A 21,468-nucleotide genomic window follows, 5' to 3' on the forward strand; every position below is an offset into this window, starting at 1 on the left:
GTGCCTAATAGCCAATCATAGCAACTCCAGCCAGCCGACATTGTTAATTCTTTTCCGCTATCAATCCAACGGTCGGCAACGGTAAAGGCAATATCTGTTTCGGCAAGAGTTACTGCCACAATATAGTCCGAAATCATATAAAAATAAGCGCCTTCTATCCATCGGTTAAAATCTTCTTCTGCCATTTTCTTTGGCTCCGCTATCATGCCCGCTAAATACATGGCATCATAATTTCCTGTTGCATAAAGCTGCTCTGCCAAAGGCTGGTTGTATTTTATTTTCTTAAAAATCGGCTTCATAGCGCTTATGGTTACGCCAAAAATAGGCTCCTTAGCACCATTTCCCATGTAAATTTTTTTCGTACGTTCTGTACCAAGAGACCTTAGTTCGTCCATGATTTCGTTTAATTCCATTTGTAATATCTCCTTAAAATATTATAGTAAAATTCGTAACTTGATAATATCTACGGCATCGCTTCTTAATAGCTATTTATTAATATTAAGCTTCAAACGCCAGTTATTGCATCGCATGTAACTCCCTAGCGGGTATTCAAATTCATGTTCTGAGATAAAATCAAAGCCCAGCTTCTGACAGATTGCATTAGAGGCAAGATTATTGATTGAAGGAAAAGCGTGAATATATTCATACTTGTTCTCGGCAGTTGCTGCGTCTATTGCTAACTTGGCGGCACCTGTAGCTATCCCTTTCCCCTGATATGAAGGTAGGACGCTCCACCCTATTTCGTATATACCTTCGCAATTCCAAACTTTTTCCCAATAACCAATACAGCCGACTTCCTTCAAATCTGGATATAATATGATACTAAACATACATCCCTTATCGCCAAGCTCTAAATAACGTTTGTGACGACTCAAAACCTGTTCTTTGGTATCAGGTCCTCCAAGATATTCCATCATCTCTGGTTCGTTAATAACTCGTTTAGGTGCCAGGTGCAAAGGTTATTAGGTTACTGAAATCGATGATTGCAATAACCTAATAACCTCGGAGGCTGGCACTTATCTACTCTTTTCCTCTTTAGCTTTTTCCAGTATATTTTCTATAAAAGGATCTTTTTTTCTGGCATATCCATCTCTGTTATCAGCAAACTCACTTTCTAGACTTTCTTTTAAAATACTATATTCTTTTACTAATTCAAAATGATTATTTAGATAGTCTCTATACAAAATATGATTGGTCCATAATTCCCCATCAATTGGCTCTACATGTACATAATGAGTTCTTAATTCTCCGTTACCTTTCTTAAAAAAATGCCTACCCGGTATTTTCCCATCTCCATCATATATATAGCCTATTTTCTCTAATACAGATATCAATTTTTCACCATATTCAAGTGATTCTACTCCTATTGCAATATCAATTATTGGCTTGGCTGAACATCCTATAATAGATGTACTTCCAACATGTTGTATATTTACATTATATTCTTTTAAAGCCGTTTCCAACCTTATCCATTCCTTTTCAAATTCGTTTTTCCATTCCGGATTATATTTTTCTATTCTCACGGTTCCGCTTTTCAAGCCTAACATAAAAACCTCCATATATCGTGGTAGTAAATTATATAAATACCCAACACTTAAATAAATTCTGGGAACTTCCCATTATTAGCCTAATCAGAACAACTTGTCCATGATAATTGTATGGATAACTGGAAGCTCAGGTATTGCGTAACATAAGAATATAACGTATTATTGATTCGGAGCTTTGCGAAGAACTTGGCAAAAATTAAGCCTTTTGTTTGGAACACATGAATTAAATACATATATTCACTTCATGTATCATTATGTATATATGTATTTGGTGTTATCCTTGCAATTCCTCTTTTGGCTCTTCAACAGTTAGCTGAGTGGTTGATGAACTGCTCATATGTTTATTCATATAACGCATCAGCACTGCCAATAGTAAACCCATCACAATCGCCAAAATCCAATGGGCGGTAAAAATATCACTTTTATCCTTCAAAACGCCCATGATAGGTAAAATCAATGCAACAGTCAGATTGGAACATAGACTTTGGAAAGACAAGACCGTTGCCCTTTTATCCGATGGGATATATTTGTTCATATACTTGGATGTCACCGGACGGTAAAATCCTTTTGCGAATTGCTGCAACAGAATGAACAAAACGCCGACCCATATATGGAGGGAAGCAATAAAAACATAGGATACAATCAGCAATCCGCCGAGAACACCGAGGGTTCTAGATTTTGTCCAGTTTATAAAATCGTGACTGCGCTTTGAGGCGTATGCAGCTGCAATGTTGAAAACAAAGAACGTGATGCCGAAATAGCTGACCGGTATATGTACCGCCTCCATATAAGGCTGGACGTACCAAAATCCGGCGCGATAAAAGGTGTAGAAAAGCATCGTAAATAAGATCACAGATCGCAGTTTGGGATGCCGGACTGCATAAGATCCGCTCTCCCGAATCTGGTTAAAATAGGCACGCATTGGAGATGCAGACATGGTGAATGTAGGCATCTTGCTATCGCTAAGAGTTTCTTGCTCGCTTTCCACCCCGACTTGTTTTTCTTCAAAACACAGCGCGAAAAGCACCGACATCGCAATAAACCCTATAGAAATAATTAAAGGCAGATGAATATTGATTTCGTAAGCAAAACCTGCAGTGATTGACCCAAAGGCTAGTGTATAAAGTGCGAATGACCGTGCCTTTCCCTCAACCTTCAAATAACGGTCCTCTTGTTGGCGAAGTTTCAACGAGTCATATATCAGTGCACTATCCGCACCTGATTTGAATGCAGCGCCGAAACCGAAAAGCACCTCCGCGAAAGCAAAAACGGCAAACCGATTTCCGATAATGTAGATAAATAAGCTTATACAGCAAAGTATCCCGCCCAAAACCAAACACCATTTGCGACCCAATTTATCTGCCAACGCACCAGTGGGGACCTCAAATGCGAAAATTGCAATGGCTAAAATTGAGTCGATCAGCAAGATTTCTGTAAACGATAGTCCTTTTGCCGTTAGGTAGAGTACGATAATCGGAGTTAAAATCACTAAATCAGCAAATGCAGAGTACCAGTAATAGATTTTTTCGTTTCTATGCATATGTCCCCCTCTTTCACGCGTTTTTTACTGATTTCTCATTTCAAATTTAATCATTCTCCACTTTTATTGATTACGGACTGATCAACATCATTATAGAGCATTTTAATCCAATTATTATAATCATCATTTTATTATTTACTATATCTGCTGTCCAGCCTTTCACATAAACACTTTCCTTTGATTTCGCGTCTTACGCAATATTATACATTTCTGCCCTAAATAGCTATTTCAGTTGCCCCTTACCCGGAGTTTATGGATAATCCTGCTAATAAAAGTCAACCATAAATTTCAGAAAATATCAATATAAAAATGGGTATAGTAATGTTTAGGTGCCAGGTGCAAAGGTTATTAGGTTACTGAAATCGATGAATACAATAACCTAATAACCTCGGAGCCTGGCACTTATCTACTCCTGAAATATAGTCAGGGTAAAGAGAATAGACAGCTTCAAATTGTTTGAATGTTATTGTCCTCTGACCTGATAATCTAGCGCTATTAGTTTTTTCAGCAGCTTCGTCTACGATGATAGAATCATCGCCCCACCACGCAGTGAAATAGACAGGTGGTTTGCGAATCCTGGTAAATGAAGAAAATTCAGTTGGACTATTCCTAAGCTTCTCCAACAATAGATTTCAGGCTTGTCTGATTTCCATTTACTTTCTCCTTTGAATAAGTTGATTTTAAGAATGATGTACCAAAATTGTTGCTCAACATTCAATAGCAGATAGTTTACTATTGATAATATTGTACCGCGTACACCGGATAAGAAGTTATTGCGAAATGATGCAAATATAACCACATAACCGCTGTGCCCGGTACATATTTTATAATCATAATCCTTCACGCGATGTGGCGGTCCTATACGCGCGATTTCAGATAACGTCTTTCCATTCACGACGTTTACCCCAAAGCCGAACCCCCAAAGAAAATGTCCGTCGAATGGATTGTTAGCCGACGTTCCCATAACGTTAGGTGATAGTGACACTATATGGATAATTGCACCATATGATATACTATAAAGAAATAATATAAACTTTCCATAATATATTTCTAATTGTGTCAAAATATGGTATAATTGGGACATGTATTTTGTGGGAGGATAACGATGGATGCATTAGACTTTAATAAAATTGACAAAATTGATGAAAAAAATAAAATATTAACTTCATTATCTGGTTTAGATAGAATTAAACTACTACAATCTCAAATTAATTTAATATACAAATATTGGAATGATTCTATGATAAAAGTTAATGATAAAATTACTGCCAGTAATTCTGATTTATTTAATAAGTTATTATTTTATGACTTTGTTTTATCTCAAGCAATTTGGGCTAATAAAAAAATTGATTACCCTAAAGAAAGTCCAGACCAAATATTCCAATGGGGTATTTTAAATTGTGATTTAGGATATAATATAGGGAGCGAACAAAATAAAAAAAGACCTGTAATTGTTTTAAATAATACCTTTTTTACTAGGTCTTCAATGATGATTGTTGCACCAATAACAGGAAGTGGTAAAAAAATATATAATCCAGAGGTTCAACTATATGAGACTTCTTATAGTAAAGTGACAGGTAAAATTGATTTGTCTCAAATGAGGTCTGTAAGTTCGGATAGATTTGATTTAAAAATAACTGATAAATTAATGAGCGAAGATGAATATAAAAGTAAATATAAAGATGGAAAATATACACCAATACAGGATATAATAAGAAATAAACTTAAAAATATATTTGGTATTGTAATCTAAATACATGTATGTTATACTTTAGCTACAGTAGCGTGAGCTAACAATAAAGTATTTTAGGCACATGAGTGCAAAATAGGAAAAGACTTCTGATTAATTTCAGGAGTCTTTTTCATTATCAAAAACCAAAAAACAATCATGAAAAATAAAAATTCCTCCAATGCCCTACCCTAAAATGATGTGGAGGCTGAGGGGAATACTGTGCGTTTAGGTGCCAGGTGCAAAGGTTATTAGGTTACTGAAATCGATGATTACAATAACCTAATAACCTCGGAGCCTGGCACTTATCTACATAATGCGGATTATCTTTTTTTATTTCTTCAAAGTCATAACGCAGTTGCTTGCCTGCTTCAATGAATAAGTTTAATATCTTTTCATTCTTCTCCATAATTAACCTCACAAATAATTTGGTATTCCCTATAATCGGTAAATTCATCTGCAGCTTCCCATTATAGACACAATTACACTTCTATCAGCAAATACGTAACATATTCCCAGATATTTTTACCCCAGATAGTCAGGCCATTAAATACCGCCAGTTTTATCTGTAACTCTGCATAGATCCTACACTAAATGGTAATATTGCCTGACTCTAAACTATAGCTATATATCTAAACTAAATTCGAAATGCTCTTAGCGTAGCATAATACCCCTACTATTAATTTATAGAGTTCAATTGGTGCCTTTCAAAATCCTCCTGTACATCCATTAAGTCCCTGATAATTCGACCGCATTATTCGACTTATTTCGCAATTTACTAATCATCTAATCATTTACCTTCATATTACGGTTCTATGAATTCTCCTACATAGCTTTAATTTGAGTAAGGGCATAAAAAGAGAACCTAATCGTCAATTGACAATGAGGTTCTCTTTTTATGTTACTCTCTTGGGTATGTCTCGGAAGCATTATGTAAGGCTTGAAGTGCTTGCTCTGCAGGCATTTTTGCAATTGTTGCTGCGCACTTGTTACAAAGGGTTTTCCCTTTGCCTTTAAAAACGTCTCTGCTTCTTAAGTCACGACAAGGGTTATTGAATATTGGCACATTACATAATTCACATCGTTGATGCTGCTCATATAGACCATGCCCTTTTTCGCTGCTTTGATCATTCATACTCCTTAGCTTTACGAGCTTCATTGTTTCACTTCCTTATTGGTTTGTTATTATTTTGCCCAAATTCTTATTTACTAATATCTATATCCAATAGATGCACAAAGTACTGCAATCAAAAGAGAACCTGCATGCCCAAGGGACAATAAGGTTCTCCTTTATCTAATAAGCTTATGTTTTAGTTCTTCGAATCAGTTACTTCAAATCAAAAGGCTTTAATAACTTGTCAACTTCAATATCCTTGCCGTTATCATCCTTGACTGGGACCTTTGCGAATACCCAGCCTTCCACTTTAGCAGGGTCAACGCCTGCATCGATAAATGGCTGTGGGTTCAATACGAATACGATGTCCTTATCATTGGTATTCATGTCCTTTGCCCATTCAAACATATTGCCGTTGCCCAATGCGACACCATAGTGGTCAAGCTTTTCATGGTAACCAATACTGTCTCGGTGTGTTTCTACGATTTTCTTGAAGGAATCCAAAGGTTTCGCTTCTCCGCTATAAGTAAACTTTTCATTGCCTAACTCAGAGTGAACCATTAGTTTATCCATATCGCTGACATATAAATAAGTCTCTTTTGGCAGCTTATTTACGTCCAACCCCGCATTAATAAAAGGTTTTGCATCAAACTCGAGCATAATATCAGGTGCACCTTCTTTGCTGAAGTCCTTCCCCCATATGAATCTTTCACCGGTTGGGGAAGTTAATGCCCATCCATTATTTACTTCGTCAGAAGCTATTTTGTCAGGAATTTTATTTAATACTGCTTCAAAGGATGTTACTGCAACTTTGCCCACTACATCTGTTGCTTGGCATGCTGCCAGGGATGCTGCCAACGATAAAACCAAAACAATAACTATTATTCTTTTCATATTCACTAACCTACTTTCTTTCATAATTACTTTACCCCCCTACCGTACATATATATTAATATAAACATTTATTATGAAGATTTAATGGAGATTTTGACTTTCCCGATATATATTTCTTCTAATAGTATTATTGCCAGAGGAAGTATGACATACTACTTTCCATCTGCTAAAACAAGCAAAGAAGGCTCAAATGCTTGAGCCTTCTTCAATATAAAAACCATCTAAAAAAGAGAGGGTATTAGATGTGATGTTAGTTATTGAACAGCGTAATTAAAACCATTCATCATGTTGTAGCCAGAGCCTCCGCCCATCATTCCACTGCCAAATCCAAATCCAAATCCGGTGTTATTGCTGGTTTTGCTGTTATTGAAGCTTCCGCCTCCACAGCCGCCGAACCCTCCAGTCATCATACCATTCGGGAAACCGTTTTCTGTATGGAACTTTTCCATTTGGTCGATATTGTCTTTATATAGTTTTGCCTGATCCTGAGTTATGGAGCCATCCTTCGCAGCTTGGTCAACCTGTGTCTTTCTCGCTGATATCATATCCTTAAACCACTGCGGCACATTTGCATTGTCAGCCGCGAAGACAACGGTTGCAAGCATAAGAGAGATGATGCTCATTATTGTAACAATCGTAATTATTCTTTTCATTCAAATTCCTCCTTCAATTTTTCCATATTTTTATAATAACAGGGTTTTGTGAAGAAAATATGAAGTTTCTTACTTGCTAGTTTTGTTTGGTCGGTCCAATTTACAACAGTCCAGCTTTTCATTACCAAACTGCTCTTGATTTTGTTTTGCCAGTTTTTTTAAAAAATTGTCAATCATTTTCTTAAAACTTATCATAATCTCAACCTCCTCTTATCCCATCATTAGCCTTATGAATATCCTCATCATTATATTATTCTGCAGGTTTATTTAATTCAAGTGGCTTAGTATCATCTTGATTCTCATTTTTATCATCACAACAATTTCCTTTTTTGTTGCCCCCCAACATCATTGGCAACATTGAAATCATCAATATCGGACATAAAAATGGCGCTATCTTTCCTAGTATTCCACCAGCCGCAGGACTATACCTTGTTATTAGTGGCAAAGATCCAATAATAATTATAGGTAATCCACAACAGAGAGCCATGTGCAGCATATGCTTTAATGCACTATGTTTATGCGATCCTTGCTCACCTTTGTTATCTCCATGACAATTCATACTTAACCCTCCAATATGCTTTTCTTAATTAAGAAAGCATTTTTCTTTAATTATATTTAATAACAAATGTATGTAGATTGTATGAAGGAATAAAATTTTCTTTCATCTCCATAAAACCCACATATTTATTGTATATACTCTTGATTTGTAAAGTAAAATTAGGAGGATATCTATGAGTATTAAAAATGAAAAAATTAAAGTTTATGAAATGACCTGTACCTCCTGTGAAAGTCGTGTTGAGAAAGCTATTAAGAAATTGGATGGAGTAATGGATGTCAAAGCCAGCTATAGTGGACAATTTGCAGAAGTCAATTACGATGATGAATTATGCAACTTGGACAAAATTAGAGCCGCTGTAAAAAATGCAGGATACAGCACACAAGGTTCTAAAGACTATAAATTTATGGGAATTCTTATAGTTGTAGCTGCTGTAGTTTTGCTTGGCCTGAAAACCAGCGGTTTTGACATGGAAGCAAAGCTTGCTAATGCTTCCTATGCGGTTCTTTTCGTAGTAGGAGTTCTTACATCGCTTCACTGTGTGGGTATGTGCGGTGGGATTATGCTTTCACAAAGCTTGTCAAAAGAAAGCAAGAACAGATTTGAAGCTATTCAACCGGCACTTTTATATAATATAGGAAGAGTAATTTCTTACACTATTCTTGGTGGAATAATCGGTGCCCTTGGTTCTGTGTTTTCGCTTTCAATTGTTGCGAAGTCGGCAATGCAAATACTTGCTGGTTTATTCATGATTTTGATGGGCTTTAATATGGCGGGCTTTAGTACATTTAGAAAATTTCATATTAAGCTGCCTTTCTCAGCGTGTAAAATAAAAAACAAGTCTGGATCTCCATTTATTGTTGGCCTTTTAAACGGACTTATGCCCTGTGGTCCTCTTCAAACCATGCAGCTTTTTGCTCTAGGTACAGGAAGTGCCACAAAAGGAGCTTTGGCAATGCTCGTGTTTTCTATAGGAACAGTACCTCTTATGCTAACCTTTGGTGCATTGTCAGGGCTTTTAAGTAAAGGCTATACTAAGAAAATACTTAAATTCAGCGGTGTGCTTATTATAGTCCTTGGCTTAATCATGGGAAATAGAGGTCTTGCCCTTGCCGGTATAAATATTAATCCAATGACCGCATTAGCCAACGACTCAGGTGGCTCTTCAAGTGCATATGTTGCGAAGGCTACTTTACAAGATGGCATTCAGATTATAAATATGACTGCTGACAACAATGGTTATTCTCCTAACTCTTTTTATGTACAAAAGGGAATACCTGTTAGGTGGATAATCGATGGGAAAGAAATGAATTCGTGTAATAATGCGATTGTTGCACGAGAATTAAATCTTGAATGGAAATTAAAAAAGGGAGAAAATATTAAAGAATTTACTCCAGGGGATAAAGATATAAACTTCAGCTGTTGGATGGGTATGATACGAGGTGTAATAAAAGTAGTAGATAATCTTGACTCTGTAGATACATCAAAGGCTGATCCGTCCTTACCTCCACCAAGCACAGGTCCCAGCTGTTGTGCAACTCCAATAGATGAGGGTTCTGATGAACCAAGCCAGCCAAGCATTTATGCTGGTATAGACCAAATTTCAACTGAAACGCTAATTAAAAAAGCTCTAGTTGATGGGAAACAACAAAGTGCTTCATTTAAAGGTATTGGTTATGAATTGCAGCCATTGATAGCTGTTACAGGAAGCAGTGAAAAAACTAAGTTGACCTTTGATTTAAACGATTTTGATAATGCTGAAGGGGAATATTTAATTGTAGATGTTACTACAGGAGAAAAAGTTACCTCTTTCACTGGCAAGAAAGGTATAAACGAAGTCGAGTTTAGTCCTGAAAAGGCTGGTGGTTATGCAATTGTAAAGGACGAAAACATTTTAGGCATAATTGAAGTAGTTGATGACCTTAAGGCTAAAGACTTAGAAGAAATACGAGAGCTGTATCTTCCGAAAAGTTAAGTTTATTTCATAGATTGTATAAACCTTCAAATTAATGTTAAAATAAATCATTAGTTTGGAGGTTTCTTATTGTAGGAAGAGGGTAACTAAAGGAGGCAGAAAATTGGATTTAACAGTACTATGGACTATAGCTGGGAGTATGGGTACTTTATCTGATATTGCAATGCTGAGAAGGGTTAAGTCCTTTGACATTGATGTGATTACTGCAGATTCAGAAGACAAAAATAATGCAGGATTTGCAGCGACAGATAAAAAATATGTGGTTCCTAAAGTGAAAGACTCAAAATACATAGATGCAATATTGGATATATGTCAACATGAAAAAATAACAACCATAATACCTCAATACACTGATGAGCTCTTTCTTATGTCAGAAAATATTAAGCGTTTCAACAGCTTGGGTATAAAGGTACTTGTGACAGAGGACACTGAAAGTCTTGGAATCGCAAATAGTAAAATCAATCTCTATCAATTCTTGAACAACAAGGATTTCATACCAAAATACACGGTAGCTTCAAATATTGATTCTGTTAAAAATGCTGTTTTAGCGCTTGGCTATCCTAATGTGCCTGTATGTATAAAACCTGGCCAGGGTGAGGGAGGAAAGGGCTTTAGAATTATAACCGAAGAAAAAATCGACATGTTTAATGAACCCCCAGGCCCCCCTAAGATGAGCCTTGAAGCATATATTAACCAGCTAAAAGCAGTAGATAATATCCCTGATCTTTTAGTTACAGAATATCTTCCCGGAAAAGAGTATAGTGTTGACTGTGTATGCAAAAATGGAACTACCTATATCTGCATACCCAGGCAGAGAATTGAGACTTCAATGGGTGTATCCAGTGTTTCCTTAATTGAGAAAAATGAAGGCTTAATTGCGTATACAAAAGAGATAATATCAAGTCTTAACCTTTCATACAATATAAATGTTCAGTTTAAATATTCTAATGACGGAAAGCCGAAGCTTATAGAAATAAACCCCCGGGTGTCTGGTTCCCTTGTTGCAAACTACGGAGCAGGAGTAAACATGCTGGAAGAGTCTTTAAGACTTGCTTATGATATGCCTGTTGAAAATGTAGATATTAAGTGGGGAACTAAAATGATACGGCATTGGGATCAAACCTTTATACGGGTATAATATTTTTCAATATCATACCCGTATAAGATTTCAGTAACTTTCTAACCCGGAAACGCTTTATATTTCTTCAACATAGTGCAAGGATTATATTTTTCTTTAAATCTCCTAAGTCCGGGAAGCCCCAAATCATCTTCTTTATTAATGTAAACCGCATCCATTCTTTTTGCCAGTTCATTGATAAGATAGGCATGCACCCCTCTGTGGGAATTGTTTGTAAGCTCAACATGCGATTGAACCGTATCATCAGATATTTTCTCATACAAACAAAATGCCGCCACCTCATCACTATCCAGGACTACCCCACCCTTTAAATTGAATTCGTTAATATTATCAAGCATTTTATATGTAGGGTTCAGCTTATCCGGTGAATTGTGATACTTTAGCGTAAAAGCTTTGCATTTATCTATATACAGCTCTACCCTATCATCGAATTTCGGTGTGAAGCTTTTAAAATAACTAGATAAGTTATTTCTCTGATTCCTCAATTCCTTACCTTTATATTCAATGAAATCTGAGTTTTTGTATATATAATCAAAGGAATCTCTATCCTCTTCTATGATGAATTTAAGATCATTAAAAATCCCTAAATAATCTTGAGGTATTTTAGCGAATACGGGACTTATATTATTTTCCTTACAATATTCAAGAACTGATGCAATCCCCTGCTTCATGTCCCCAAGAGGCATATAGAAGCTGGTGTTTTCAATGTCAGACCGGATAACTACTGCCCCATTCTTTTCTGCTATTTTAAGTTTATACAATTCCTGGTACATATAGATATATGAGAATAAATAATCCGAACAAATATTTCTATACCTATCAAAGGTTTTCTTATCATCAAGTGTTACTTCTCTGAAATTCAAATATTTTTCTGCCTCCTTCAAGATGTACAAAACTGTACCTTTATGCTACCATTATACCACAAACGGCACAATGGTAGCATTGACTCACAGCTTTGATTCGAAGGTCCCACCGTCATTTATTTATACGGTTTGAAGCCTTTCAGCCTCAAAGCATTTGTTAAAACAGAAACTGAACTTAATGACATCGCTGCTGCTGCCAATATTGGATTTAGCAGTGGTCCGCCAAATAAATGCAGGATGCCTGCTGCAACTGGTATTCCAGCTACGTTGTAGCCAAATGCCCAGAAAAGATTCTGCTTGATATTGCGAATTGTGCTCTTACTGAGTTGTATTGCTGTCGGAACATCCATCAAGTCACTTCGCATCAATACTATATCTGCAGATTCCATAGCTACATCAGTACCAGAGCCTATTGCAATTCCTATATCCGCTTGAGCCAGCGCCGGTGCATCGTTGATACCATCACCAACCATGGCTACCTTCTTGCCTTCAGCCTGCAGCTTCTTTACTTCATTGGCCTTATCCTGTGGAAGAACCTCCGCCAGCACACGGTCTATACCAACCTGCTTTGCAATAGCTTCGGCTGTCTTGCGGTTGTCACCGGTAATCATAGCTACTTCGATGCCCATATCATGAAGCTTCTTTATTGCTCTTGCGCTGCTCTCTTTTACTATATCAGCAACAGCAATAATTCCCGCCATTTGATTGTCTATAGCGACGTACATCGGTGTTTTTCCCTCTGTTGCCAATCTGTCTGATTCCGTTTCAAGTGCAGAAAGGCTGATATTTCTATCCATCATAAGCTTTCTATTCCCAAGCAATACATTCTTACCTTCTATTTCAACCTCGATACCATAACCTGGTATTGCATTGAACTTCTCTACTTTAAGGCTTTCCAGATTTTCTTTCTCTGCCCCACGTACTATTGCCTCACCAAGAGGGTGTTCAGAGCCTTTTTCGGCAGATGCTGCAATCTGAAGCAGCTTATTTTTTTCAATAATCTTTGTAGTGACTATATCCGTCACCTCTGGTCTGCCTTCAGTTATTGTCCCGGTTTTGTCAAATACAATTGTTTTAATCTTATGTGTTGTTTCAAGTGCAGCCCCGCCCTTAATCAACACGCCGTATTCGGCTCCTTTTCCTGTTCCAACCATAATGGCTGTTGGGGTAGCCAGGCCTAATGCACAAGGGCAAGCAATAACCAATACAGCTATAAAGATTGTTAACGCGAATACTGGTGTTTCACCGCCAATAAAGTACCATGCTAATGCTGACAGTGTTGCTATTATGAAAACAATCGGTACAAAATATCCAGATACTATATCTGCCATTTGTGCAATTGGCGCCTTTGATCCTTGAGCGTCTTCCACCAGCTTTATTATTTGGGCTAAAGCTGTATCACTTCCTACTTTAGTAGCCTTAAATCTAATAGACCCAGTCTTGTTTATGCTTGCAGCAAATACTTTATCTCCCTGTTTTTTCTCAACAGGTATGCTCTCGCCTGTTAACATGGATTCATCAATTGCTGTAAGTCCTTCTACTACTTCACCATCCACCGGAATCTTTGAACCTGGTTTTACGATTATGATATCGCCTACTTCAACTTCTTCAATAGGTATCTCAATTTCCTTGCCTTCCTGAAGTATGATAGCGGTTTTCGGTGTCAACCCCATCAGTTTTTTGATAGCCTCTGAAGTTCTTCCTTTTGATACTGCTTCCAGGGATTTACCTAAAAGAATCAATGTTATAATTACACCTGCTGTTTCGAAATAGAGGTCTTCAACATATTGAAAATCTCCGATACTTATTCGATAGGTTGAGTACAGGCTGTAAAGAACAGCAGCTGAAGTACCCATTGCTATCAGAGAGTCCATATTTGGACTTCTGTGAAATATTGCTTTAAATCCCACCGTATAAAAACGGTAGCCGGCTATTATTACGGGTATGACAAGTAAAATTTCTACTAAAGCGTAGAAGAGCGGGTAATCCATTGGATTCAAAGCTTTCGGCAATGGCCAGCCCAGCATGGCGCCCATTGCTATATATAAGAGAGGGACAGCAAAAACTGCTGAAACCGTAAATTTAGTCCATAAGATTCTTATTTCTTTTTGCTTCCGCAGTCTATCCTCATCCACTCTGTCCTTGCTTTCTATTTCAAGTGCTTTATATCCCGCCTTCGCAATAGCCTGCTTGATTTCTGACATTCTTAAGTCAGTTGGGTTATATCGAATATTCGCTTTCTCTGTTGCAAAGTTGACTGACACAGCTTCCACTCCCGGAAGCTTGCCAACTGCTCTTTCAATTGCCTTGGCACACGCAGAACATGTCATACCTTCTATTGGTATGGCAACCTCTTTTGTATTCTTTTCTTCCAGAGCTTCGTAGCCCGCTTTTGATACAGCCTCCATAATGTCACTGGATTTGATTTTTGCTTCATCGTAAGTAAGGGCAAGCTTATCTGTCGCAATATTTACAGTGGCATCGGTTATTCCATCTAATTTTTTAACGGCTCTCTCTACAGCTTTAGCGCAAGCTGCACAAGTCATTCCATTTATTTTATAGCTTTCCGATTTCATAATTTATCTCCTCTCGATTATATAATGTAATTAATATCTCTCTTCTAACAATGTATTTACTTTACCCCCCTACCCTATATTATACAGTATAAGTATTCAATATGGAGATTTTATGGAGATTTTATTTTGTTTATTTTTATTTCCTCTAATAGTATTATTGCCAATATGAGTTTAAATCCAACAGAGTTAAGAACAATCAGTGTATTCATAATTATACCGCCTGTTTCGGTATAACAAAAGGAAAAGCACCATTCATACACGAATAGTGCTTTCTATGCTATCTTTTCCAGTCTGAAAATAAGCCTTTGCTTGCTTCCAGGAACTCTTTCTTTACCGTTATATAATTGCCATCATCGGCTTTACTTTCCTCAAGAACCGGAACAGGGTTGCATCCGCCTTTCACTACTTCAACATCATCTACACCAAATATATTCCCACAATTCTGACATACTAGTGTATCATCTACTTGCTTATAGTATCCACGACCAGAGTCAAAACAAACCTGACATGTGTTTAATGCTGTACGAATACTTCCATCTGTTGCTTTCACAGCTAACACTTCCATGTAAGTATCACCAGCTTTGTATGGATAAAATTTAGCTTTTTCGGTTATCTCACTCTTTAATATCTTAACGTCTATATTGCTTGGTATGTCGACAGCTTCACCTTTTTCTACTGTCACCGGCGGTTTGCCCGAATCTGCTGAAGATGCCTGTTGTTTCTGATTGCTATTGATAATTGTATACACTGCAAAAGATGCCAAAACTGCAACAAGTATAATAAATATAATATTTTTGCTTTTGCTTTTATTGTCCAAAATAACTCCACCCTTCATTTTCCTCTAATAATACATATTGTATATGGAGATATTATGGAGAAACGGATACATTTTAACTTTTTTATTTATGGAAAACTATATTCTCCTATAAAAAAACAGATATTACTTAGAAGACAGCTTAGTAGTATAGATTTTTGCTGAAATATCGGTCACCGCGATCTGGAAAGACAGTTACAATATTCCCTGATGTGATTCTCTGTGTCAACTTTAATACAGCCGCCATGGCAGCACCTGATGAAGAACCCACGATGAGGCCCTCCTTTCTCGCCAGCTCCTTTGCCATAAAGAAGGCTTCCTCATCATTGACCTTGATTACATCGTCCACAAGTTCCATATCCATTGTCTGTGGTATAAAGTTATTGCCGATTCCTTCCATCAGATAGCAGCCCTCTTCTCCACCACCCATGGTTGAACCGGCCGGATCCGCTAATATTGCTTTTATTCTGCCATCCTTCTCTTTCAAATATCTAGCAACACCTGTATATGTTCCACCACTGCCTGCTCCTGCAACAAAGTAGTCAATTTGACCCTCCAGATCCGTGAATATTTCCTGTCCGGTTGTCTCATAGTGAATTAGTGGATTTTGCTGATTTTCAAACTGCTTCAAGGTAACAGAATTCTCAATGGTACTAAGCAGCTCTTCTGCCTTTTCCATGGCTCCCTTCATTCCCTTATCCTTCGGAGTATTAATGATTTCACCCCCGAGTGCGCGCATCAGCACTTGCTTTTCTATCGAAAACTTGTCGGGCACGACAAAAATTACTCTATACTCCTTGTTTAATGCCGCTAATGCAACCCCCAATCCGGTATTACCGGCTGTTGCCTCAACTATGGTGCTGCCTGGCTTAAGCAGTCCGTCTCCTTCTGCCTTGCTGATCATCGACAAACCAATCCTATCCTTCACGCTGCCGGCAGGATTGAAGCACTCAAGCTTGGCGAATACATTTATCCCGGCTTTAATGCCCATATTGTTCAGCTTTATTATAGGCGTCTTTCCTATCAATTCCCGAATATCATTCACATATCTCATCTAATCCACCCCTACCGCTGCAATTTCGCTGCTTCGATAGCATTCATTATGTCTGAAAGCAAGTCATCCTTGTTCTCAATTCCCACTGACAGCCGAACCATATTGTCCAAAATACCTACTTTCTGCCTTAGTTCATACGGGATGGCTCCATGGGTCATTGTGGCCGGGTGGGTCATCAATGACTCTACCCCCCCCAAACTTTCTCCAACAGTTATGGTTTTTAAACCTTTAAGGAAACGGTTAACATCATAATTCTCATCCAAAATAATAGAAATCACAGCTCCCGGCTTTTTTGCCTGACTTTTGTGAAGCTCATATCCCTGATGGTTTTTTAATCCAGGGTAATATACTTTTGAAACTGCACTTAGCTCATTTAGCTTCTCTGCAATATATTCAGCGTTTTCAACGTGCCTATCCATTCTAACCGATAATGTCTTAATTCCTCTTATGAGCAGCCATGAATCAAAGGGTCCAAGTATTCCTCCTGTTGCATTCTGAATGAAGTGTATACGGTTTGCAAGCTCTTCATTATTTACCACAACCAGTCCTGCTACTAAATCGCTGTGTCCCCCCAGATACTTGGTTGCACTATGAACAACAATGTCCGCTCCCAGTTCAATCGGTTTTTGCAAATATGGAGTCATGAATGTATTGTCGACTATTGTAAGCAAGCCCCTTTGTTTCGCAATAGCAGATAGCCTGGAAATATCAGTGATGGTCATTAATGGGTTGGTAGGCGTCTCGATAAATATGGCCTTAACACTATTATCCAGGTGCTCTATTACCTGCTCTTCATTGCTGGTATCAACAATCTCATATTGTATTCCAAAATTCGTAAAAACCTTATCCAATACTCTAAAGGTGCCCCCATAGATATTATCCGGTATCAGTATTTTATCTCCACTCTTAAAGAGCATCAAGACAGCTGTAATAGCTGCCATTCCTGACCCAAATGCATATCCGGCATAGCCTCCCTCCAGCTCAGCAATAAGCTTTTCCAAAGCATGCCTGGTTGGATTCCCAGTTCTCGAATATTCATATCCCTTATGTTCACCAATACCTGCCTGCTTATAGGTCGAGGTCTGGTAAATTGGTACACTGACTGCACCGGTTTGCTCATCCCCATCAATACCGCCATGGATTAATAACGTTTCTATGTTCATTAAAATACCTCCAATATTATATCTATTATGCTGCAGCTCTATATGATCTTGCTTAAGAAAGCCTTAGTCCTATCCTTGACAGGGTTGTTAAACAGGTTTTCCGGTGTATTCTCTTCAATTATTTCACCATTGTCCATAAATATCACTCTATTAGCCACTTCTTTCGCAAAGCCCATCTCATGAGTCACAACCAGCATGGTCATACCTTCCAAGGCTAGTGAACTCATTACTTCCAGGACTTCAGAGACAAGCTCGGGATCAAGAGCTGATGTAGGCTCATCAAAAAGCATAATCTCCGGCTTAGTCGCCAGTGCTCTGGCAATAGCAACCCTTTGCTGCTGTCCCCCTGAGAGCTTTGATGGGTATACATCCGACTTATCACTAAGTCCCACCTTATCAAGCAATTGGAGTGCATATTCTCTGGCATTGTCCTGATGAATTTTTTTCACCACTCTTGGAGCAAGCATGATGTTTTCCAGAACAGTCATGTGAGGGAATAGATTGAACCGTTGGAAAACCATGCCTATCTCAGAACAAACCTCTGATATTCTTTGCTTTGATGGCTTGAGCATATCCTTATTGTCTTTTCTATCGTAGATTAGTTCGTCTTTTATGAATATCCTTCCGCTGGTTATCTTCTCCAGTTGGTTTAAGGACCGGAGGAGTGTGCTTTTACCAGAACCGCTGGGGCCTATTATGCAGACCACTTCACCTTTTTCCACCGAGAGGTTTATGCCCTTTAGCACCTCAAGAGAACCGAAATTCTTATACACATTTTCCAATCGTATCAATTTGCATCCCTACCCTATTTCATATATTATCTTGCCAAATGCCTTCCGAAACGTGCTTCCATTCTAGATTGCAGCACTGTAAGTCCTGAGCAGAAGATCAGATATATCACAGCCGCTTCTGTATATAACCACAAGGGTTCATAGGTTCGCGCAGTTATCTGCTGAGCCACCTGGAACATTTCTGACACAGTAATAGTCGCCGCCAGAGAGGTATCCTTTACAAGGCTTATGAAGGAATTGGATAAAGGCGGTATTGCTACCCTTATTGCCTGCGGAAGTATTATATGCCTCAAGGCTTGAGCCTTCGACATTCCAAGAGCATGTGCCGCCTCCCATTGTCCACTCGATATCGACTGGATAGACCCCCTTATAATTTCTGAGCCATATGCCCCAACACTTAGGGAGAAACCGATAACTGCAGATGTTAAGGCATCCAGCGTTATCCCTATACTTGGGAGACCATAAAATATTATGAAAAGCTGCACCAGTAAAGGTGTTCCCCTTATAATCCAAACATAAAAACGGGCTATGACCTCAAAGGGTTTGATTTCTAAAACCTTTACTATCGCAACAACAAAAGCTATGACCACCCCAAAAAAGAAGGACAGGATGGTAAGTGGCACAGTAAATTGTATCCCCGCCTTTAAAAGCGGGAGAAAGGAATCAGTAAGTATTTGTACAATTCTTACCATTCTGTCTGACATATGAAATCACCTCATGCATTTTATTTGGACACGTCTGCCCCGAACCATTTCTCTGATATCTTAAGGTATGTGCCGTCAGCTTTCATTTCATCCAATGCCTTGTTGACCGCGTCTACAAGCTCCGCATTTCCTTTATTGAACATTATCCCCATTTGATCCATGGTATCCATCTTATCTACAATCTTTATAGGTGTCTCAGGTCTCTGCTTCTTAAAATCCAGGAAGGACAGACCGTCATTAATAGTAGCATCAATACGTTTGGAAGTAAGTAGGTCTATTGCTTGGTTAAACCCGTCGGTCTGTACTATTTCCGCTCCGAATGACTTGGCGATATCTGATAGATTGCTTGTAAGCGACTGCCCTGATTTCTTTCCTTTCAAATCTTCAAATGCTTTGATGTCAGTGTTTTCTTCATTTACTATGAGTACAGCCTTTGAAACGATATATGAAGTGGAGAAATCATATTTTTCGAGTCTGTCTTCTCTTATTGCAACCTCATTTGCTATGGCATCAAATCTTTTTGCATCCAAGCCGGCGAATATTCCATCCCATTTGGTTTCTATGAACTCGGCTTTTACACCCAAACGTTTTGCTATTTCCTCAGCAATTTCAACATCAAAGCCTGTAAGCTTGCCGGCTTCGTCATGGAAAGTAAAGGGTGCATATGTGCCTTCAGTTCCAAATTTGATCTTTCCCTCGGCTTTTATCTGTTCAAGCAGATTCTGTGGTTTTGCATCATTTCCTGATTGGTTTGCTGCTGTCTGGTTTGATGCGCTGCATCCACTGAATACCAACGCCAAAATGGTAATAATTGCTGTAACTAAAATAATTCTTTTTTTCATGATTAATCCTCCTATTATTATATATTACTATTCCTATTGTTTTTGTAGGTTATTGTATGCTGCATTGCATTAAAGTTTTGTTATCCCTCCTCGATATTATGTAATTTGTATAGTAGGAACTAAGGCAAAAAACAAAAACTCCCGCCTCTATTACAGAGGCGAAAGTTTATTTCGCGGTTCCACTCTGTTTATTTGCATCATTATGTTGGAATGCAAATAACTCGTAATTCCGGTACAATCATACCTTAATGCTATAACGGGCATACCCGTCGGAGCCTACTAAAATCAGGATTGATTCACAATCGCTAAAGTATTCGGTCCGGTGTTCCGAGATGCACTTCAGACAAGTTACGCTTAAAAGTCCTCTCAACATTGGACTTTCTCTCTGTCAGTTTCTCTTGACCTACTCTTCTCTTCAATACATTTCCCATTATTCCTACTGGTTTTATATGTTTTATTTTACTATATAATTTTAACTATGTCAATCGTTTTTTTCTACTTCTTTCAATGTATAGTTCATACTGCCAGTTTTATAACCAGACAGCTCTAATGTCACATATAGAAAGCCCAAGGATTTGAGCTTATCAGTAATTTGATCCGCAAAGGTCACAATCCGCCCTAGATCAGCCTTACCTACTTCTATCCTTGCTATGGTATCATGATGTCGAACTCTTAGCTCCGGAAAGCCCAAGTCTCTGATAAAGTCTTCCGCTTCGCCAATTACAACAAGCTTATCGGGTGTAATCTTCGTTCCATATGGAAATCTTGATGACAGACATGCAAAGGAAGGCTTGTTCCAAGTGCTCAATCCAAACTCTTTGGACATCTCACGTATATCGTCCTTTGTCATTTCCGCATCCTTCAATGGACTGACAACCCCTAGCTGCTTGGCGGCACGCATGCCTGGCCTGTGATCATTCCTGTCATCAAAGTTTGATCCATCAAAAACATACCTTAAACCATTATTCTTTGCTATCTCTGTAAGCTTGGAAAACAACTCATGCTTGCAATAAAAGCATCTATCCGGCGGATTGTCTGCAAAACCTGCTATCTCAAGCTCAAGGGTTTCAATTACTATATGTCTTATTCCTTGAGTTTCGGCAAAAAGCTTTGCCTCTTCAAGTTCCCTTTTGGGATAAGTTTCTGAATTTGCTGTCACAGCAATAATATTATCTCCAAGAACTTCTGAAGCAACCTTTAGTAGAAAGGTGCTGTCCACTCCCCCTGAGAATGCAACAACTGCTCCGTCTGTGTTCCTGATTATTTTTCTAAGGTTCTCCAGTTTATTTTGTAATTGCTCTTTCATATTTCTCCTCCGTTTATGTTTTACTTATTGCACTTATGCTATCTTATAAAACAACTCTTGTCTACCCTGTGCAGGTTTTACATTTAAGTATATAAAACATTTGTGAAGATATTATGAAGCTTTAATCGATTTCTATTGAGCTGATAACGTTAAAAGCCTCTGCAAAGATATTGCAGAGGCTTTTAAATCTATTAGATATGAAAGTTATT

At 38.1% G+C, this 21,468-nt stretch carries 23 protein-coding genes and 1 other annotated feature; of the genes, 3 read left to right on the plus strand and 20 right to left on the minus strand.

What is annotated here, in order from left to right:
* The 5 genes from VEB00_15585 to VEB00_15605 form a co-directional block, all read right to left on the minus strand.
* Positions 1-413 (minus strand): DNA alkylation repair protein (locus tag VEB00_15585; GenBank protein HYF84436.1); only part of this gene is annotated, 413 nt, incomplete at its 3' end.
* A gap of 72 nt (positions 414-485) precedes the next feature.
* The gene (locus VEB00_15590) at positions 486-956 is read right to left on the minus strand and encodes a GNAT family N-acetyltransferase (GenBank protein ID HYF84437.1); all 471 of its coding nucleotides are present in this window, start codon (positions 954-956) and stop codon (positions 486-488) included.
* Positions 957-1,016: 60 nt separating this feature from the next.
* Positions 1,017-1,547 (minus strand): GrpB family protein, encoded by a 531-nt coding sequence (locus VEB00_15595; GenBank protein HYF84438.1) that lies wholly within the window; start codon positions 1,545-1,547, stop codon positions 1,017-1,019.
* Between the two features lie 274 nt (positions 1,548-1,821).
* On the minus strand, positions 1,822-3,087 hold the full coding sequence (locus VEB00_15600; protein HYF84439.1) for an MFS transporter: 1,266 nt from the start codon (positions 3,085-3,087) through the stop codon (positions 1,822-1,824).
* A 517-nt stretch (positions 3,088-3,604) separates the two neighbouring features.
* Positions 3,605-3,982 carry a hypothetical protein gene (locus VEB00_15605; protein ID HYF84440.1) on the minus strand — a complete coding sequence of 126 codons (378 nt, stop codon included), beginning with the start codon at positions 3,980-3,982 and terminating at the stop codon, positions 3,605-3,607.
* Between the two features lie 210 nt (positions 3,983-4,192).
* On the opposite strand from VEB00_15605, the gene VEB00_15610 reads away from it, so the two are divergent.
* A complete protein-coding gene (locus tag VEB00_15610; protein HYF84441.1) occupies positions 4,193-4,840 on the plus strand; it encodes a type II toxin-antitoxin system PemK/MazF family toxin in 648 nt (215 codons plus the stop codon).
* 232 nt (positions 4,841-5,072) lie between these two features.
* On the opposite strand, the gene VEB00_15615 is transcribed toward VEB00_15610, so the two are convergent.
* From VEB00_15615 to VEB00_15640, 6 genes are all read right to left on the minus strand, one after another.
* Complete coding sequence (locus VEB00_15615; GenBank protein HYF84442.1) at positions 5,073-5,225, minus strand: hypothetical protein; 153 nt, start codon at positions 5,223-5,225, stop codon at positions 5,073-5,075.
* Between the two features lie 492 nt (positions 5,226-5,717).
* Positions 5,718-5,975 carry a hypothetical protein gene (locus VEB00_15620; GenBank protein ID HYF84443.1) on the minus strand — a complete coding sequence of 86 codons (258 nt, stop codon included), beginning with the start codon at positions 5,973-5,975 and terminating at the stop codon, positions 5,718-5,720.
* Between the two features lie 168 nt (positions 5,976-6,143).
* Positions 6,144-6,848, minus strand: coding sequence for a hypothetical protein (locus VEB00_15625; protein ID HYF84444.1), 705 nt, complete (start codon positions 6,846-6,848; stop codon positions 6,144-6,146).
* 230 nt (positions 6,849-7,078) lie between these two features.
* On the minus strand, positions 7,079-7,477 hold the full coding sequence (locus VEB00_15630) for a DUF2680 domain-containing protein (protein HYF84445.1): 399 nt from the start codon (positions 7,475-7,477) through the stop codon (positions 7,079-7,081).
* A 69-nt stretch (positions 7,478-7,546) separates the two neighbouring features.
* Positions 7,547-7,672, minus strand: coding sequence for an LDCC motif putative metal-binding protein (locus VEB00_15635; GenBank protein HYF84446.1), 126 nt, complete (start codon positions 7,670-7,672; stop codon positions 7,547-7,549).
* 55 nt (positions 7,673-7,727) lie between these two features.
* Entirely contained in the window at positions 7,728-8,036 is a 309-nt protein-coding gene (locus VEB00_15640; protein HYF84447.1) for a hypothetical protein, read from the minus strand.
* 172 nt (positions 8,037-8,208) lie between these two features.
* On the opposite strand from VEB00_15640, the gene VEB00_15645 reads away from it, so the two are divergent.
* Positions 8,209-10,008: a sulfite exporter TauE/SafE family protein gene (locus VEB00_15645; protein HYF84448.1), complete on the plus strand. Its 1,800-nt coding sequence runs from the start codon at positions 8,209-8,211 to the stop codon at positions 10,006-10,008.
* A gap of 103 nt (positions 10,009-10,111) precedes the next feature.
* On the plus strand, positions 10,112-11,146 hold the full coding sequence (locus VEB00_15650) for an ATP-grasp domain-containing protein (GenBank protein HYF84449.1): 1,035 nt from the start codon (positions 10,112-10,114) through the stop codon (positions 11,144-11,146).
* Between the two features lie 41 nt (positions 11,147-11,187).
* Here VEB00_15650 and VEB00_15655 read toward each other — a convergent pair whose 3' ends face one another.
* From VEB00_15655 to larE, 9 genes are all read right to left on the minus strand, one after another.
* Positions 11,188-12,009, minus strand: coding sequence for a phosphatidylglycerol lysyltransferase domain-containing protein (locus VEB00_15655; protein HYF84450.1), 822 nt, complete (start codon positions 12,007-12,009; stop codon positions 11,188-11,190).
* A gap of 116 nt (positions 12,010-12,125) precedes the next feature.
* Positions 12,126-14,585 carry a heavy metal translocating P-type ATPase gene (locus VEB00_15660; GenBank protein ID HYF84451.1) on the minus strand — a complete coding sequence of 820 codons (2,460 nt, stop codon included), beginning with the start codon at positions 14,583-14,585 and terminating at the stop codon, positions 12,126-12,128.
* Between the two features lie 277 nt (positions 14,586-14,862).
* On the minus strand, positions 14,863-15,402 hold the full coding sequence (locus VEB00_15665) for a Fe-S-containing protein (GenBank protein HYF84452.1): 540 nt from the start codon (positions 15,400-15,402) through the stop codon (positions 14,863-14,865).
* 139 nt (positions 15,403-15,541) lie between these two features.
* A complete protein-coding gene (locus tag VEB00_15670; GenBank protein HYF84453.1) occupies positions 15,542-16,453 on the minus strand; it encodes a cysteine synthase family protein in 912 nt (303 codons plus the stop codon).
* Between the two features lie 11 nt (positions 16,454-16,464).
* Positions 16,465-17,616, minus strand: coding sequence for an aminotransferase class I/II-fold pyridoxal phosphate-dependent enzyme (locus tag VEB00_15675; protein ID HYF84454.1), 1,152 nt, complete (start codon positions 17,614-17,616; stop codon positions 16,465-16,467).
* 38 nt (positions 17,617-17,654) lie between these two features.
* Positions 17,655-18,407 (minus strand): amino acid ABC transporter ATP-binding protein, encoded by a 753-nt coding sequence (locus VEB00_15680; protein ID HYF84455.1) that lies wholly within the window; start codon positions 18,405-18,407, stop codon positions 17,655-17,657.
* 26 nt (positions 18,408-18,433) lie between these two features.
* Complete coding sequence (locus VEB00_15685) at positions 18,434-19,111, minus strand: amino acid ABC transporter permease (protein ID HYF84456.1); 678 nt, start codon at positions 19,109-19,111, stop codon at positions 18,434-18,436.
* 20 nt (positions 19,112-19,131) lie between these two features.
* A complete protein-coding gene (locus VEB00_15690; protein ID HYF84457.1) occupies positions 19,132-19,953 on the minus strand; it encodes an amino acid ABC transporter substrate-binding protein in 822 nt (273 codons plus the stop codon).
* A gap of 151 nt (positions 19,954-20,104) precedes the next feature.
* Positions 20,105-20,381, minus strand: a binding site (T-box leader).
* Between the two features lie 53 nt (positions 20,382-20,434).
* Complete coding sequence (larE, locus tag VEB00_15695) at positions 20,435-21,259, minus strand: ATP-dependent sacrificial sulfur transferase LarE (protein ID HYF84458.1); 825 nt, start codon at positions 21,257-21,259, stop codon at positions 20,435-20,437.
* Positions 21,260-21,468: the final 209 nt, after the last annotated feature.

The sequence above is a fragment of the Clostridia bacterium genome (assembly GCA_035628995.1).
Classification (GTDB): domain Bacteria; phylum Bacillota; class Clostridia; order Lutisporales; family Lutisporaceae; genus BRH-c25.